General features: G+C 55.5%; 18 protein-coding genes. 12 read left to right on the top strand and 6 right to left on the bottom strand.

Going from position 1 to position 13160, the window contains the following annotated elements:
- Nucleotides 1-15: 15 nt before the first annotated feature.
- Entirely contained in the window at nucleotides 16-252 is a 237-nt protein-coding gene (locus tag AVI_RS21630; RefSeq protein ID WP_012654268.1) for an Lrp/AsnC ligand binding domain-containing protein, read from the bottom strand.
- A 149-nt stretch (nucleotides 253-401) separates the two neighbouring features.
- Here AVI_RS21630 and AVI_RS21625 point away from each other — a divergent pair, with 149 nt between their 5' ends.
- Together AVI_RS21625 and AVI_RS21620 are read left to right on the top strand one after the other, a co-directional pair.
- Nucleotides 402-1412 (top strand): ligase-associated DNA damage response exonuclease, encoded by a 1011-nt coding sequence (locus tag AVI_RS21625; protein WP_041699007.1) that lies wholly within the window; start codon nucleotides 402-404, stop codon nucleotides 1410-1412.
- Nucleotides 1412-3028, top strand: a complete 1617-nt coding sequence (locus tag AVI_RS21620; protein WP_041698642.1) for a cisplatin damage response ATP-dependent DNA ligase — start codon at nucleotides 1412-1414, stop codon at nucleotides 3026-3028. The genes AVI_RS21625 and AVI_RS21620 overlap by 1 nt, the downstream gene beginning before the upstream one ends.
- Before the next feature lie 96 nt (nucleotides 3029-3124).
- Here AVI_RS21620 and AVI_RS21615 read toward each other — a convergent pair whose 3' ends face one another.
- Nucleotides 3125-3322 (bottom strand): CsbD family protein, encoded by a 198-nt coding sequence (locus AVI_RS21615; protein ID WP_012654265.1) that lies wholly within the window; start codon nucleotides 3320-3322, stop codon nucleotides 3125-3127.
- Between the two features lie 286 nt (nucleotides 3323-3608).
- Here AVI_RS21615 and AVI_RS21605 point away from each other — a divergent pair, with 286 nt between their 5' ends.
- The 3 genes from AVI_RS21605 (at nucleotide 3609) to AVI_RS21595 (ending at nucleotide 4969) form a co-directional block, all read left to right on the top strand.
- Nucleotides 3609-3908, top strand: a complete 300-nt coding sequence (locus tag AVI_RS21605) for an ElaB/YgaM/YqjD family protein (RefSeq protein ID WP_012654264.1) — start codon at nucleotides 3609-3611, stop codon at nucleotides 3906-3908.
- A 3-nt stretch (nucleotides 3909-3911) separates the two neighbouring features.
- Complete coding sequence (locus AVI_RS21600; protein ID WP_012654263.1) at nucleotides 3912-4346, top strand: hypothetical protein; 435 nt, start codon at nucleotides 3912-3914, stop codon at nucleotides 4344-4346.
- Between the two features lie 110 nt (nucleotides 4347-4456).
- A complete protein-coding gene (locus AVI_RS21595) occupies nucleotides 4457-4969 on the top strand; it encodes a Dps family protein (RefSeq protein ID WP_012654262.1) in 513 nt (170 codons plus the stop codon).
- A 135-nt stretch (nucleotides 4970-5104) separates the two neighbouring features.
- Here AVI_RS21595 and AVI_RS21590 read toward each other — a convergent pair whose 3' ends face one another.
- The gene (locus AVI_RS21590; protein ID WP_049777363.1) at nucleotides 5105-5299 is read right to left on the bottom strand and encodes a NepR family anti-sigma factor; all 195 of its coding nucleotides are present in this window, start codon (nucleotides 5297-5299) and stop codon (nucleotides 5105-5107) included.
- A 751-nt stretch (nucleotides 5300-6050) separates the two neighbouring features.
- Here AVI_RS21590 and AVI_RS21585 point away from each other — a divergent pair.
- The 4 genes from AVI_RS21585 to AVI_RS21570 all read left to right on the top strand — a co-directional run bounded on the left by AVI_RS21585 (nucleotide 6051) and on the right by AVI_RS21570 (nucleotide 9817).
- On the top strand, nucleotides 6051-6845 hold the full coding sequence (locus tag AVI_RS21585; protein WP_012654260.1) for a response regulator: 795 nt from the start codon (nucleotides 6051-6053) through the stop codon (nucleotides 6843-6845).
- A gap of 177 nt (nucleotides 6846-7022) precedes the next feature.
- On the top strand, nucleotides 7023-8018 hold the full coding sequence (locus AVI_RS21580; protein ID WP_012654259.1) for a sensor histidine kinase: 996 nt from the start codon (nucleotides 7023-7025) through the stop codon (nucleotides 8016-8018).
- 254 nt (nucleotides 8019-8272) lie between these two features.
- Nucleotides 8273-9340 carry a zinc-binding metallopeptidase family protein gene (locus tag AVI_RS21575; RefSeq protein ID WP_012654258.1) on the top strand — a complete coding sequence of 356 codons (1068 nt, stop codon included), beginning with the start codon at nucleotides 8273-8275 and terminating at the stop codon, nucleotides 9338-9340.
- 162 nt (nucleotides 9341-9502) lie between these two features.
- Nucleotides 9503-9817, top strand: a complete 315-nt coding sequence (locus AVI_RS21570; protein ID WP_071208028.1) for a hypothetical protein — start codon at nucleotides 9503-9505, stop codon at nucleotides 9815-9817.
- A 142-nt stretch (nucleotides 9818-9959) separates the two neighbouring features.
- On the opposite strand, the gene AVI_RS29755 is transcribed toward AVI_RS21570, so the two are convergent.
- The gene (locus tag AVI_RS29755) at nucleotides 9960-10124 is read right to left on the bottom strand and encodes a DUF1328 domain-containing protein (RefSeq protein ID WP_012654256.1); all 165 of its coding nucleotides are present in this window, start codon (nucleotides 10122-10124) and stop codon (nucleotides 9960-9962) included.
- 419 nt (nucleotides 10125-10543) lie between these two features.
- On the opposite strand from AVI_RS29755, the gene AVI_RS30340 reads away from it, so the two are divergent.
- Together AVI_RS30340 and AVI_RS21555 are read left to right on the top strand one after the other, a co-directional pair.
- On the top strand, nucleotides 10544-10759 hold the full coding sequence (locus tag AVI_RS30340; RefSeq protein ID WP_070167055.1) for a NepR family anti-sigma factor: 216 nt from the start codon (nucleotides 10544-10546) through the stop codon (nucleotides 10757-10759).
- Nucleotides 10756-11322 (top strand): RNA polymerase sigma factor, encoded by a 567-nt coding sequence (locus AVI_RS21555; protein WP_012654255.1) that lies wholly within the window; start codon nucleotides 10756-10758, stop codon nucleotides 11320-11322. The genes AVI_RS30340 and AVI_RS21555 overlap by 4 nt, the downstream gene beginning before the upstream one ends.
- A 52-nt stretch (nucleotides 11323-11374) precedes the next feature.
- Here AVI_RS21555 and AVI_RS21550 read toward each other — a convergent pair whose 3' ends face one another.
- Nucleotides 11375-11803: a response regulator gene (locus AVI_RS21550; RefSeq protein WP_012654254.1), complete on the bottom strand. Its 429-nt coding sequence runs from the start codon at nucleotides 11801-11803 to the stop codon at nucleotides 11375-11377.
- 141 nt (nucleotides 11804-11944) lie between these two features.
- Between AVI_RS21550 and AVI_RS21545 the strand changes: the two genes are divergently transcribed.
- Entirely contained in the window at nucleotides 11945-12718 is a 774-nt protein-coding gene (locus AVI_RS21545) for a Crp/Fnr family transcriptional regulator (protein WP_012654253.1), read from the top strand.
- A gap of 179 nt (nucleotides 12719-12897) precedes the next feature.
- On the opposite strand, the gene AVI_RS29750 is transcribed toward AVI_RS21545, so the two are convergent.
- Nucleotides 12898-13062: a DUF1328 domain-containing protein gene (locus tag AVI_RS29750; protein WP_041698999.1), complete on the bottom strand. Its 165-nt coding sequence runs from the start codon at nucleotides 13060-13062 to the stop codon at nucleotides 12898-12900.
- Nucleotides 13063-13160 lie beyond the last annotated feature (98 nt).

Raw genomic sequence — 13160 nt, 5'->3', positions numbered from 1 at the left:
TTCGCCTGATGACGCTTAGAAAGCGGTAAACGTCATTGTCGTCAGCGAACGGACCACGCCGGGTACGGCCGAAATCTGTTCGTTGACGAATTTGCCAACGTCCTGCCCATCCTCGATATAGACCTTCATCAGCAGATCATATTCGCCCGAGGTGGAATAAAGTTCTGAGACGATCTCCGCCTTATAGATCGCATCGGCCACCTCATAGGTCTTGCCGGGAACACATTGCAGCTGAACGAAAATAGGCTTCATGGAAATTGGTCCTGATATAGTGGTCAAAAGATCTGTAGGCCGCGCAGGTAGTGCCTACACTTTTTCTATTCGATACCGCAAATGCAAGTGGGGTGTCATCCTGCAATCCCCTACACTTCTTGCACCTCCCGCCCTATTTTAGCATCATGATCAAGCCCGAGGCCCTGCTTTATCCCACTCCTGCCGGTCTCTATTGCCCGATCGGCGATTTCTATGTCGATCCGGTAAGGCCGGTGGCACGGGCGCTGATTACTCATGGCCATTCCGACCATGCCCGCGCTGGCCATGATAAAGTGCTGGCCACGCGGCAGACGCTTGACATCATGGCGTTGCGCTACGGCGCGGACTTTGCCGGGTCTTCGCAGGCGGTCGATTTTGGGGAAACCGTCACGCTGGACGGCGTCGCCGTCGGTTTTCATCCAGCCGGACATGTTCTGGGGTCGGCGCAGATTTCTATCGAGCGGGAGGGCACCCGCATTGTCGTTTCCGGCGACTACAAGCGTCGGCCCGATGCCACCTGTGCGGCCTTCGTGCCGGTGCCTTGCGATGTGTTCATCACTGAGGCAACCTTTGCGCTGCCGGTCTTTCACCATCCCGATCCGGCGCTGGAAATCGGCAAGCTTTTGCGGTCGCTGGAACAGTTTCCGCAGCGCAGCCATCTTGTCGGGGCCTATGCGCTGGGCAAGGCGCAGCGGGTGATCTCGCTGATCCGCCAGGCGGGCTATGACAGACCGATCTATATTCATGGTGCGCTCGCCAAGCTCTGCGACTATTACCAGAGCCAGGGCATAGAGCTGGGAGAGTTGCACCCCGCAACGGTGGAAAGCGGCGGCTCCAACCATTTCGAAGGCGCCATCGTCATTGGGCCTCCTTCGGCTTTTGCCGATCGCTGGGCGCGACGCTTTCACGACCCATTGCCGATTTTCGCTTCTGGCTGGATGATGGTGCGGCAAAGGGCCAAGCAGCGTGGCGTCGAATTGCCACTGGTGATCTCCGATCATTGCGACTGGCCGGAACTGATCGAGACGATTAGCGAATTGCAACCCGGTGCCGTCTGGGTCACGCATGGACGCGAAGAGGCTTTGGTGCGCTGGTGCGAGTTGAACGGTATCGCCGCCAAGCCGCTGCATCTGGTCGGCTATGAAGACGAGGGCGATTGATGCGCGCCTTTGCTACGCTTCTCGACCGCCTCGTCCTGACCCCGAGCCGCAATGGCAAGCTCAAGCTGTTGGCCGATTACTTCGCCAGCGTCCCGGACCCGGACCGGGGCTATGCGCTGGGCGTTCTGGCCGGAACGCTCGATCTGAAGACGGTCAAACCAGCCCTCCTGAAAGAACTCGTGCTGGAGCGGATGGACCCAGTTCTCTTCGGTTATTCCTATGATTATGTCGGCGATCTCGCCGAAACCATTTCGCTGGTCTGGGATCAGGACCGCGGTGAAAAGGCCGAAATAGCCGAACCAAGCCTTGGCGAGGTCGTCGCCCTCATGCAATCACTTGGCCGCACCCAGGTGCGGGGAGCCGTGCGCGACCTGCTCGACCAGCTCGACACGTCCGGCCGCTTTGCCTTTCTCAAACTGGCGACCGGCGGCTTGCGAATCGGGGTGTCGGCAAGGCTTGCCAAACAGGCGCTTTCCGAGATGTCAGGCAAGGATGTCGGTGAGATCGAGACGCTGTGGCACGGGCTGGAGCCACCCTATGAGAGCCTGTTTGCCTGGCTTGAGGGCGGCGCAGACAAGCCTGTGCTGGCGACACCGGCAATCTTTCATTCGGTCATGCTGTCCACTCCGGTCGGCAATGGTGATCTGGATGGTCTCGATCCCGCCGATTTCGCCGCCGAGTGGAAATGGGACGGTATCCGGGTGCAGCTTTCGCGCCATGGAGACACCTGCCGCCTCTATTCCCGCTCCGGCGACGACATTTCCGGGGCTTTTCCCGATATTGTCGCGGCAGCGAATTTCGATGGGGTGATCGATGGCGAATTGCTGGTCGGCGGCACCGCCCGCTCCAACCAGCCGACCCGCAGCTTTTCCGATCTTCAGCAACGGCTGAACCGCAAAAGCGTCACGACGAAAATGCTCAGCGATTATCCGGCCTTCATCCGCGCCTATGATCTGCTGTTTACCGGCGACCAGGATGTGCGAAACCTCGGCTATGAGGTACGCCGGGGGTTACTTGCAGAGATTGTCGAAAAAGCCCCCGCCACCCGATTCGATCTCTCGCCGCTGATCTCGTTTTCCAACTGGGATGAGTTGGACGCGCTGCGGCACGCCCCGCCCGATCCGGTCATCGAAGGGGTAATGATCAAGCGCCGCGACAGCATCTACCAGGCGGGGCGCGCCAAAGGGCCGTGGTTCAAGTGGAAAAAGCAGCCGCTGAATGTGGATGCGGTGCTGATGTATGCCCAGCGCGGCCATGGCAAGCGCTCCAGCTATTATTCCGATTTTACCTTCGGGGTCTGGATGCAGATGCCGGAAGGCGGCAGCCAACTGGTGCCGGTGGGCAAGGCCTATTTCGGCTTTACCGATCAGGAGCTGGAAATTCTCGATAAATATGTGCGCAACAATACCATCGACCGGTTCGGACCCGTGCGCTCAATCCGCGCCGAGCCGGATCATGGGTTTGTGGTGGAGGTGGCGTTTGAAGGGCTGAACCGGTCCACCCGGCACAAATCCGGCGTCGCCATGCGCTTTCCCCGGATTTCGCGGCTGCGGAGCGACAAACTTCCGCGTGATGCTGACCGCCTGGAAACGCTGCTGCATATGCTGCCAGCATGACCATAACGTCATAAAAAAGCGGCGCCAGAACCATCATGGTTTCCAGCGCCGCACCCGCAAGACGACATCATGTCGCCAGACTGCGGTTAGGGTATATTAGTGGCGTTTGACCCAATCGTCGATCTCTCGGTCGGCCTCATCCTGGCCTTTTCCATAGAGTTCCTGCAATTTGCCGCTCAATTGTTTGCGATTACCAGCAATAACATTCAGGTCGTCGCCGGTCAGCTTGCCCCATTGAGCCTGGGCCTTGCCCTTGAATTGTTCCCAATTGCCTTCAACACGGTTCCAGTTCATCGCGGTCTCCTCTGCGATTGGCGATTTCAAGAAGCCCGTGCCGCCGTCAAATATCAGCGGTCCGAGCATGGTAGCATGAGATTAACGTCATGCAACCTGGAAGGTTCCGATTATGACGATCGGGCGCGCTTGCACAGGGGTCAACACAATCATCCCATGCAAGATAGGTGATCCGAAAATAGTTGAAAAATGGAACCCTTGGGCCTGAGCAACGTTTGTTGATAGAGTTCGAGCCGCAGACGGGATAACGGTTTGCGCAGCCTTAAAATCCAGAAGGAGTTCGTCCATGGTCGATATCAATGAAGCCGTCAACGATTTGGAAGCAGAAGCACGGTCTAAGGAACTCGAAGCACAGATCGAGCAGCTCAAGCAGGACGTTGCCTCGCTAACGAGCACGCTCGCCTCCCTCGGCAGTGCAACCTTGCATCAGGTCGGCGACAAGGCATCGGATGCGATCAGCTCCGCACGCAGCAGCGTTTCCGCGCTGGAACAGGATCTGGAAGATAAAATTCGGGCAAAGCCTTTGCAGTCGGTCGCGATTGCCGCCGGTCTCGGCTTCATTTTCGCTCTGCTGTCGCGGCGCTAATCAATGTTCGGTTTGCTCACACGTCTGACACTGGTGGCCGCAGAAGGCGTGAAGCCAAGAATCGACAAGGCTCGGCGCAACGCCATCGCTGGCGCTATTGCCGGGTTTTGCTTTCTGATTGCCATCGTCGCAGCCATCGTGTCCGGCTGGATCTTCCTGGCAGCTGAAATCGGTGCAGGTCCGGCCGGGCTGGTGATTGCAGGTATTGCGGTGTTGATCGGTCTGATCACGCTAGCGGTCGTCTCCATCATCAATCGCCGTGAGGCGCGCAGGCGAGCATTTCTTCAAACCGCGACGCTGGCAGCGACCGATCCATTGACCATGGGCCTGATGGGACGCTTGCCCGGAATGCTGAAGGTCAACCCCATCGTCGGGGTCGCGGCGGTCGGCATGCTGGCCTATCTGTTTGCGCGCAGCCAAGGGATCGGCCGTAAGTAACGGCAAATCCAATAACAGTTGTTAAGTGCAGTCATAACCTCAACAGACGACGGAGCCCTGTTTCGGCGGTGTTCTTTGTCGCCTTGTTTTTAACCGAAAGGACCAAATCCATGGCCAAAGTTGCAGAAGTATTGAAGCCCAGAGCCCGCGACGAAAAAATCAGCATCGGTCTCGAAGACAAATACCGCGAGCAGGCCTCCAAGGATCTCTCCAAAATCCTGGCAGCCACTTATGCGCTGACAATCAAGACCCAGGTCTATCACTGGAACGTGGTTGGCCCGCTGTTCAAGCCGATCCACGAACTGACGGAAGAGCATTACAACACGCTGTTTGCCGCTGTCGACATTATTGCCGAGCGTATTCGTGCCCTCGGGCATCTTGCCCCAGTCAACCTGCAAAGCAGCAGCAATTTCGCGCCAAAGACTGGCGAGACCCAGCATCACGCCGCCATCGACATGGTCAAAGATCTGATCGCAGACCACGAGGCTGCCGTGCGCCAGATGCGCGAGGTCGGCGAGGCTGCCGACGAAGCTGGCGATCTGGTTACATCAGACATGCTGACAGCGCGCCTGACCTTCCACGAAAAAGCATTGTGGATGTTGCGGGCGATTATCGCTTCATAAGAGCATTTTCAGAAAAATGCCGGAGCCAGTTTCACCGAAAAGACCGGTTTGAACAACAAAAGCGTCATGTGATTTGCAAAACACATGACGCTTTTTCTATATTTCCCGTCACCTCGTGTGTCGTGAACACCGGTTTCAGGCTTTATCCGACTTGGACTTCGCCGCCTGCTCGGCAGCATCGAGCCTCTCCAGCAGGTCCAGAAAGTGATCCGGGGTCCCCTCCTCGACAAGCTCATCGTAATAGGTTTTCAAACGCGCCGCGATCATGGCATTGGCCTGGCTCTGCTTTGCCGGTGCTTTGACGGATTTCGAGGACTTTTTTTCGGACATGATGTCAATGCCTGCGGCCTGGAGAGGGAGCTTGTTATATGATATGCATTCTATCAAGAAATAGATCGCAGCAAGAGCAATCCTGGTTTTTTGTATCCAAGACAGTTACAAACAAGATAATAGCATAATGTCGGGCATGGATTTCTTGATCTTTGTCAAATAGAGATCCGAACATTCGAACATATAAATCAACGGCATCCGATGCATTGACCCTGAACATCAGAATGAATATCGCTGCTTGTTTAAACCACTGTGGATATCTATAGCAATTCTAGAAATCCAGGGGTTGTTGGTCGAATCAAAACCCTTTTATCCCTAGTGACCGAAAAGCCTTCAATGATTTTGGCAGGAAAGGATTGCCGCAGGATTTGCGTCTTGAACTTCACCGGTCCACTGGCATAAGCTCGTGAGCATCATCTGATTTTAACGCCTGCCCATTCTTTTCCCAGTCTCGCGACAGTGGTTTGCCTTGCCCATAAAGACGAAAATCATCGAAGATCGCTCGTCATACCCTTTGCAAATATCTCAAGCCTTTGACAGATTTGATATATTGCGATCTCTTCGAGGCGGGGACACATCGGTCTCTTTGCACCGTAATATAAGTGCAGGGCATGAAGTGGATAGAATGGATCGATATCGACCGGCACCCCGCACGGATCGGGCAAATAGCCGGACGAAATTTGGAACTTTTTTTGGATCCCCGCGTTTGCTAGCGAGTTTATGCTGCATTCGTGCAAACTGGAGAAGCTGAATGTCCCTTACCACCCGCGTCGCTGCTCATATTCCTTATTTGAGGCGATATGCCCGAGCTGTCACGGGCTCGCAGACATCGGGCGACGCCTATGTCGCCGCTGTTCTGGAGGCTCTGATCGCCGATCTTTCGGTCTATCCCGAAGCCAGCAGTGATCGGGTTTCACTTTATAAACTGTTTGTCACGATTTTTGGCTCGACCCATGTCGAAATCCGGCCAATGACCTCGCCTTTTGCCTGGGAAAAACGGGCCGCTTCTAATCTGTTGGCCGTTCCTCCGCGTGAGCGCCACGCGTTCCTGCTGATCTCAGTCGAAGGCTTTACCTATGAGGAAGCTGCGGAAGTGCTCGGCGTCAGCGACAGCGACTTCCGGGGTCTGTTCAACCAGGCCGCCGTGGAAATCTCCCGCCAGGTGGCAACCGACATCATGATCATCGAAGACGAACCGCTGATCGCGCTCGATATTGAGCAGATGGTGGAAGATCTCGGTCATCGCGTCACCGGCATTGCCCGGACCCACAAGGAAGCCGTTGAGCTTTATGGCCGAACCAACCCGAAAATGGTGCTTGCCGACATCCAGCTAGCCGATGGAAGCTCCGGCATCGACGCCATCAACGATATCCTGAAGGTGGATACCGTACCGGTGATCTTCATTACCGCCTTCCCGGAACGTTTGCTGACCGGCGAGCGGCCGGAACCTGCTTTTCTCGTCACCAAGCCGTTCAATCCCGATATGGTCAAGGCACTGATCAGCCAGGCACTGTTCTTCAACGAACATGCCAAACAGGATGCCTGACGGCTTGACCATGCGATTTTGGACCGGTTCGGTTTGGCATCGCAGTCAATGAAGAGATAGCGTCGAAGCACGAGGCGCCGGATAAAACGGATCGTCATTGCGATGTTGGTGAAACTATGCAGGCGCATGGATGCCGCGCGCCCTTGAAAAAGGGCTACCGCCGCTGGAGAGAAGCACTTGGTAAATCGGTTGACATGGTTCGAACCGCAGCGTGCTGACAGGCCCTTGCGTGAGTTCTTTATCACGGCCCTGCTGGATATTGGCGCAAGCCTGACCCTTCAGGACATGGACGGGCGCTATATCTGCATTACATCCCTGCCCCAGCGTTGGCCGCTTGCCCATGGCGAAGAACCCAGTGACGATTCGATTTTCGGACCCGAAATCGGCGCCCAGTTGCGGGAGTTGAAAGCCGGGCTGGTGGAGGCGGACCAGGGTGCGGAACTGAATGTCGAACCGGGCGACGATACGGTGTTTGAATTTCGCTGCCGGATGATCCGCATCAGCCCGGAAGAGGTCTGCATGATGACGATCCTGGTGGACCGGACCGAAGAAAAGCGCCGCGAACGCCTATTGCGCGCGCTGTTGCGTGAGGTCAGCCACCGTTCGAAAAACCTGCTGGCGATCATTCAAAGTATTGCTTTTCAGACGGCTCGTTATTCCGGAACGCTCGACCAGTTTCTGGGCAAGTTTCGCGGTAGGCTGCATGCACTGTCGATGTCGCAGGACCTGATTACCGATTCCAGTTGGCGCGGCGCTTATTTTCAGGATCTGGTCCGCCAGCAATTGGAAAAATACGTGCCGGAAACGGCAAATCTCGTTCAGGTGTCCGGTGATAATGTTCTGCTGTCACCCAATGCATCCCTGCATATCGGGCTCGCCCTGCATGAACTGATCGTCAACGCGGTCAGCCACGGCGACTTCATCAGCCAACGCAAGAAAATAGAGGTCGCCTGTCATCAGCAATGGACACGCAATGGCGAGGAAATCCGGGTGACCTGGAACGAGCCGATTGAAACACTGTCTGGCGAAGATCTGGAACGCGCCAGGGGACGATTTGGTAGCACGGTGCTCGAACGTGTTGTGCCCGCTTCCGTCAACGGCCATGTCGTCCACCGGTTCGATAAGGACAGCGTCTATTATGAGCTGACATTTCCAGTCGAGCTGCATGAATAACTGTATTTCACGCTACGGTCCCTGAGCAGGGAACCTATTCCTCTCGCCAATCTTTTGTGGGTGCGGGCTTTCGTGAGTGCGGATTTTGTGTATGCGAATGCGTTTACACGCCGCGACACTGCACCCCGCCGCAATACGGTGCGTCGGAAACGATGCAAGTCCACTTGCGAGACAATTCAAACCTGCTGCATAATCCTGTCGCAACACTATTCCGGTTTGCGAGCGACTGTGCAGGAGCGAGCCATGGAGCCCTGATGCGCCTCTTTAATTGTTCCAATTGCAGAAACATGGTGTTCTTCGATAACACCCAATGCCTGTCCTGCCATTCCCTGTTGGGTTTTCGCCCATCCGATAACGGGTTTATCGCCATTGATTCCAGCAATGCCGCGCTGATCGATGGCGTGCCGCAGCAGGGTTTTATCCGGCTCTGCGCCAATGCGCGCCATGATGCCTGCAATTGGCTGGTGGAGGATGGTGAGGAATTTTGCCTCGCCTGCCGCCATAATCTGGTTATTCCTGATCTCTCCAGCAGCGACAATCTCGAAAACTGGCGCAAGATCGAGAATGCCAAGCATGTGCTGTTTTATTCACTCCAGCGCTTCGGCCTGCCGTTGGTCACGCGCACTGATGCGACGACAGACGGGCTGGCCTTCGAGTTCCTGGAAGACGATTCAGCCCGCACCGGCGGCCAGCCCGTCATGACCGGCCATGATTCCGGCCTGATCACCCTGAATATCGCCGAGGGTTCCGATGCGGAGCGCGAAGCAAGGCGTGTCGCGCTGGGCGAACCGTTTCGAACCCTGATCGGCCATTTCCGCCACGAAGTCGGTCATTACTACTGGAATGTCCTGGTGCGCGACGGCAACCAACTCGAGCAATGCCGGGCAATTTTCGGCAATGACGAAGAAGATTATGGCGAAGCCCTGCAACGGCATTATGCCAATGGACCGGTTCCGGGTTGGGAGGGCAGCTTCATCAGCGCCTATGCCGCCAGCCACCCCTGGGAAGATTTCGCCGAAACCTGGGCTCACTACATCCATATTGTCGATGCCCTGGAAACGGCCTACGCGTTCGGCCTGCGCACCCGTCCGATCATCGATGAACAAAATCTGACCGTCAAAGTCGATTTCGACCCCTATAGAGTGGATGGCGTCAGAGCCCTGATCGATGCATGGGTCCCGCTGACTGTCGCCGTCAACAGTATCAACCGCAGCATGGGCCAGCCGGATCTCTATCCCTTCGTGCTGTCGGAACCCGTCTTGGTGAAACTTCAATATATCCACGACCTCATTCATGGGGCCACGCATAAAGCCGGCTTCTGAAATCGACCTGCACCGGGGAACCATCGGGTTCCCCGGGTACGCGCAGCTGATCACTGTGATATTTTAGCGACAGCATGCCCGTGTTGCCCTTCTCCCGCCAGCCCCATCAGGAACAAGCGAATAGCCAGGCCGTTACCCTTTTCAAGGGTAAGGAGATTGGCCATGATGAGCTTTGCGGCAATAATGGTGATTGTTGCTTGTCATCCCGAACGAACGGATTGCATAGACCGGCCTGTCGCCGTGATCGACTATGCCGATGCAAACCTGTGCCGGGCAGATCTGCCGGAGAAATTGCGTCGTCTGGAAGGTTATGCCCTGAAGATGTATGGGGATTGTGTTCCCGTCGCACCCAGCCTGCTTGCAGGAAAAACCGGCATTCGCTCCATCATGGGGGCGCGCGAACTGCAAGCGTTGAAAAGCCAGGGCGGTTCTCAAAAACAAGTGCAGGCTGTGGCCTTGGACAATAACCGCTTCTAAAGTCTTCCAGATATCCATAATCCCCTGGACACCCGAGGGCAGTGTGAGCTTTTTCAAACTCACTGTGCTTTCCATCCGGTGATAAAACGCAATAGGGCCCGGCAATTTGCCGGGCCCTGTCGTTGTTACCAGTTCGCAGGGATCAGGCGCGCCTGAACAGACGGCTCACCAGCGAAATCAGGAAGAGCACGATGAAGACAAAGAACAGGATCTTTGCAATACCGGCCGAAGCGCCAGCAATACCACCAAAACCCAATGCGGCGGCGATAAGAGCGACGACGAGAAAGACGAGAGAATAATACAGCATGGATTTGAACTCCGTTATCAACTGATTTAGAAACGAAAATCTGGGGCCAAAGTTCCATCCACCTCGTCAAGACGTTACTTTTTGTCGCAAACCGGTTAGCGACAGTCTGGATCTTCTCGATAATTTCTTGCCCGCCCAAAGCGCAGCACACCGAGCTGGGCCCATAGATCGCTGTCGCCGACAGCCGGCAATTGAGGACCGTTATCATTTCACCTTAATTTGATGAAATGCTGTCACTCGACATCTTGTTCTCGATATGCGACATTTCAATTTAACACGTTATATTTTCAGCATAATTTCCTCCTTGCCTCATGTCTGACGCTAGAGACGAACCCGGAGAAAAAATATGCGGGGAGAAGCGGAACCTTCTCAGATATGGTCCGTTAAGTCTCACATTAAAATCAACCGTCAGAGACATCATGAACAACCAGCATAATCATCGTGACGCAGGAGAGGATGGAACCGGGGGAATCCCGGCTGAGGCACACGGCACGATCAGCAGCAAGCTCCGGCAATTCTATGATTCCGTCCAGGAAGAAGGAATTCCGGACCGTTTCATGGACTTGCTTGAGCGTCTGGATGCCGCCGAACAAAATGCGGGGAAACAGTGCGACAGGAAGGACACTGCTCGATGACCCTTGAAAAGCAATCGGATGATCGCGGCTTCAAGAGAGATATGCTGGCTGCCCTGCCCAATCTACGTGCGTTTGCCGTCTCGCTTGCCGGACGCCATCACGTCGCGGATGATCTTGTCCAGGATACGATCATGAAAGCCTGGGCAAAGCAGGATCATTTCGAACCAGGCACCAATATGAAAGCCTGGTTGTTCACCATTCTGCGCAATGAATTCTATTCGCAAATGCGCAAGCGCGGCCGCGAGGTCTCGGACCCAGACGGCATTTTCACCTCACAGCTGGCTGTTCATCCTCAGCAATACGGTTCGCTCGACCTTCAGGACTTCAAAAAGGCGCTCGATCAACTGCCGAGCGACCAGCGCGAAGCCATTATTCTGGTCGGTGCCTCCGGTTTCGCCTATGAGGAAGCGGCGGAAATTTGCGGTTGCGCCGTCGGCACCATCAAGAGCCGGATCAACCGGGCGCGAAACCGCCTGCAGGAGATTCTTGGTGTGAGCGGAGAAGGTGATTTCGGACCCGACGCCCATGACGCTGCGGTAACGAAACGCGCATTCGCGGTATAACAACATCTCCCAATCGGCGCGCGGGTCGCGCCGATTGGGAGAGATCTGCTTGTCATCTGTTCGGCCCCTGATCGGCGCCATTCCCCTTGATCTTTGTCTCTGAACCTGTGCCCATCGGATCTCGATTGGCCGCCGCTTCGAACACCGCAGCCAGGAGCCGTTGCTCGTCAAACGGCTTCGTCAGGAGCGCAAAGCCCGGTTCCGGCTGGTTAAACCCCGGCACCTCGTCGAAGGAGGTCAGAAACACCACTCCGGCATCATGACTTCGAATAAGATCGAACCGCGTGCGGTTCTGCTCCGGCATGATGGTCGCATCGATCAGCACCACATCATAGCGGGTTTCGCTCAATCTCAATGGCATATCGCGAGGGAGGCAAACGGTGATTTTGCCGCCTGCCACTTCCGTGAGCACGACCTCGATCTCGATCGCGATCAAGGCCTGCTTTTCAGCAACGAGTACATGCAGCGGCTTTTCAGTCATTGATTAACCTTTTTGCTTAAAAGCCCTTATCGGTGCTTCATCGCTTCGGGTCATTTAAAAAAGACATGTCACCCCTCCTCAATCAGGAACATTTGCTCCACCTGATACTTTACTGAAAATAAAAGCAAATAAGGAGGCGGAATGCCAGAGGAACCGGCAAGACATGGAGAACGGCTCAAGAACGGAATTCACACGGCCTGTCTGGTCTGCCCCATCCGCCTCAACGATCATTTCCGGGAGTTTACACCCGGCGAACTTGAGTTCGTTCGCGCGTTCCGAAAGGGTGAATTTCATGCTGACGCAGGGACGACAATCCTTGTTGAAGGCAGCCATAGCGCCCATCTTTACACAACCCTGACCGGCTGGGGGTTTCGCTATAAAATTCTGGAGGATGGTCGCCGGCAGATTCTGAATTACGTGGTTCCGGGTGATATGATCGGTTTGCAGGGCGCGGTTTTCGATGAAATGGCCCATTCCGTCGAAGCGCTGACACCCATGCGGCTCTGCGTCTTTGAGCGAGAGCGGCTTTTTTCTCTTTTCGAAAAACATCCAGGCCTTGGCTACGACCTGACCTGGATTGCGTCACGCGAAGAAAGCATGCTGGACGATCATCTGATCAGCATTGGCCGGCGCACCGCACTGGAACGCGCTGCCTATCTGCTGGCTTTCCTGGATGATCGCGGCCGGGTGGCTGGGCTCATCGACGCGGAGAAACCCTATTTGCCGATCACCCAGGTCCACGTCGCCGACACGCTCGGCCTTTCGATCGTTCACACCAACAAAACATTGAAAAAGCTGACTGCCCGTGGCCTGATCCGCTGGCTGGACCGTGGGTGCGAGATCCTCGACAGCGCCGGTCTTCAGGCTGCCGCAAACTGGACGCCCGATGGCGTCATGCGCCGTCCATTTATATGAGCGGCATTTTTGTTGAGATCAATCGATACACTATCTGCCGTTTCTCATAAAGAAACCGAAGTCCGTCAGCTGGAGATCCGGCGGACTTCGGCTTCGCCCGCCTTGGGGGGCAAGGAACGGGCATCTTCTCCCACGCCGAAGGACGCAGGATAAGGCAAGTCTATTGTAATACCTGTATTTTATGCGACGATGACAATGCCGCTGACCAAGGCGATGATGAAGATTACCAACACGATAAAGATCAGGATTTTCGCAATACCGGCAGAAGCGCCCGCCACGCCCCGAAAGCCCAGAAGGCTGGCAACGGCAGCAATCAGCAGAAAAATCAAAATCCAGTGCAGCATGACAGGCTCCTTGAAAGAATTATCGGCAGGAGAACGGCAAGCGACTGAAAATGTTCCGTCATTGGCAATGAGCGACACCCGGCATGGGCAATTTTCCA

This window comes from Allorhizobium ampelinum S4 (assembly GCF_000016285.1).
In the GTDB taxonomy this organism is placed as follows: domain Bacteria; phylum Pseudomonadota; class Alphaproteobacteria; order Rhizobiales; family Rhizobiaceae; genus Allorhizobium; species Allorhizobium ampelinum.
This window is presented reverse-complemented; position numbering and strand designations above follow the sequence as displayed.

Excerpts from the sequence above, each read along its gene's own strand:
- AVI_RS21630 (WP_012654268.1), bottom strand. The coding sequence starts at position 252 with ATGAAGCCTATTTTCGTTCAGCTGCAATGTGTTCCCGGCAAGACCTAT.
- AVI_RS21620 (WP_041698642.1), top strand. The coding sequence starts at position 1,412 with ATGCGCGCCTTTGCTACGCTTCTCGACCGCCTCGTCCTGACCCCGAGC.
- AVI_RS21615 (WP_012654265.1), bottom strand. The coding sequence starts at position 3,322 with ATGAACTGGAACCGTGTTGAAGGCAATTGGGAACAATTCAAGGGCAAG.
- AVI_RS21605 (WP_012654264.1), top strand. The coding sequence starts at position 3,609 with ATGGTCGATATCAATGAAGCCGTCAACGATTTGGAAGCAGAAGCACGG.
- AVI_RS21600 (WP_012654263.1), top strand. The coding sequence starts at position 3,912 with ATGTTCGGTTTGCTCACACGTCTGACACTGGTGGCCGCAGAAGGCGTG.
- AVI_RS21595 (WP_012654262.1), top strand. The coding sequence starts at position 4,457 with ATGGCCAAAGTTGCAGAAGTATTGAAGCCCAGAGCCCGCGACGAAAAA.
- AVI_RS21590 (WP_049777363.1), bottom strand. The coding sequence starts at position 5,299 with ATGTCCGAAAAAAAGTCCTCGAAATCCGTCAAAGCACCGGCAAAGCAG.
- AVI_RS21585 (WP_012654260.1), top strand. The coding sequence starts at position 6,051 with ATGTCCCTTACCACCCGCGTCGCTGCTCATATTCCTTATTTGAGGCGA.
- AVI_RS21575 (WP_012654258.1), top strand. The coding sequence starts at position 8,273 with ATGCGCCTCTTTAATTGTTCCAATTGCAGAAACATGGTGTTCTTCGAT.
- AVI_RS21570 (WP_071208028.1), top strand. The coding sequence starts at position 9,503 with ATGATGAGCTTTGCGGCAATAATGGTGATTGTTGCTTGTCATCCCGAA.
- AVI_RS29755 (WP_012654256.1), bottom strand. The coding sequence starts at position 10,124 with ATGCTGTATTATTCTCTCGTCTTTCTCGTCGTCGCTCTTATCGCCGCC.
- AVI_RS30340 (WP_070167055.1), top strand. The coding sequence starts at position 10,544 with ATGAACAACCAGCATAATCATCGTGACGCAGGAGAGGATGGAACCGGG.
- AVI_RS21555 (WP_012654255.1), top strand. The coding sequence starts at position 10,756 with ATGACCCTTGAAAAGCAATCGGATGATCGCGGCTTCAAGAGAGATATG.
- AVI_RS21550 (WP_012654254.1), bottom strand. The coding sequence starts at position 11,803 with ATGACTGAAAAGCCGCTGCATGTACTCGTTGCTGAAAAGCAGGCCTTG.
- AVI_RS21545 (WP_012654253.1), top strand. The coding sequence starts at position 11,945 with ATGCCAGAGGAACCGGCAAGACATGGAGAACGGCTCAAGAACGGAATT.
- AVI_RS29750 (WP_041698999.1), bottom strand. The coding sequence starts at position 13,062 with ATGCTGCACTGGATTTTGATTTTTCTGCTGATTGCTGCCGTTGCCAGC.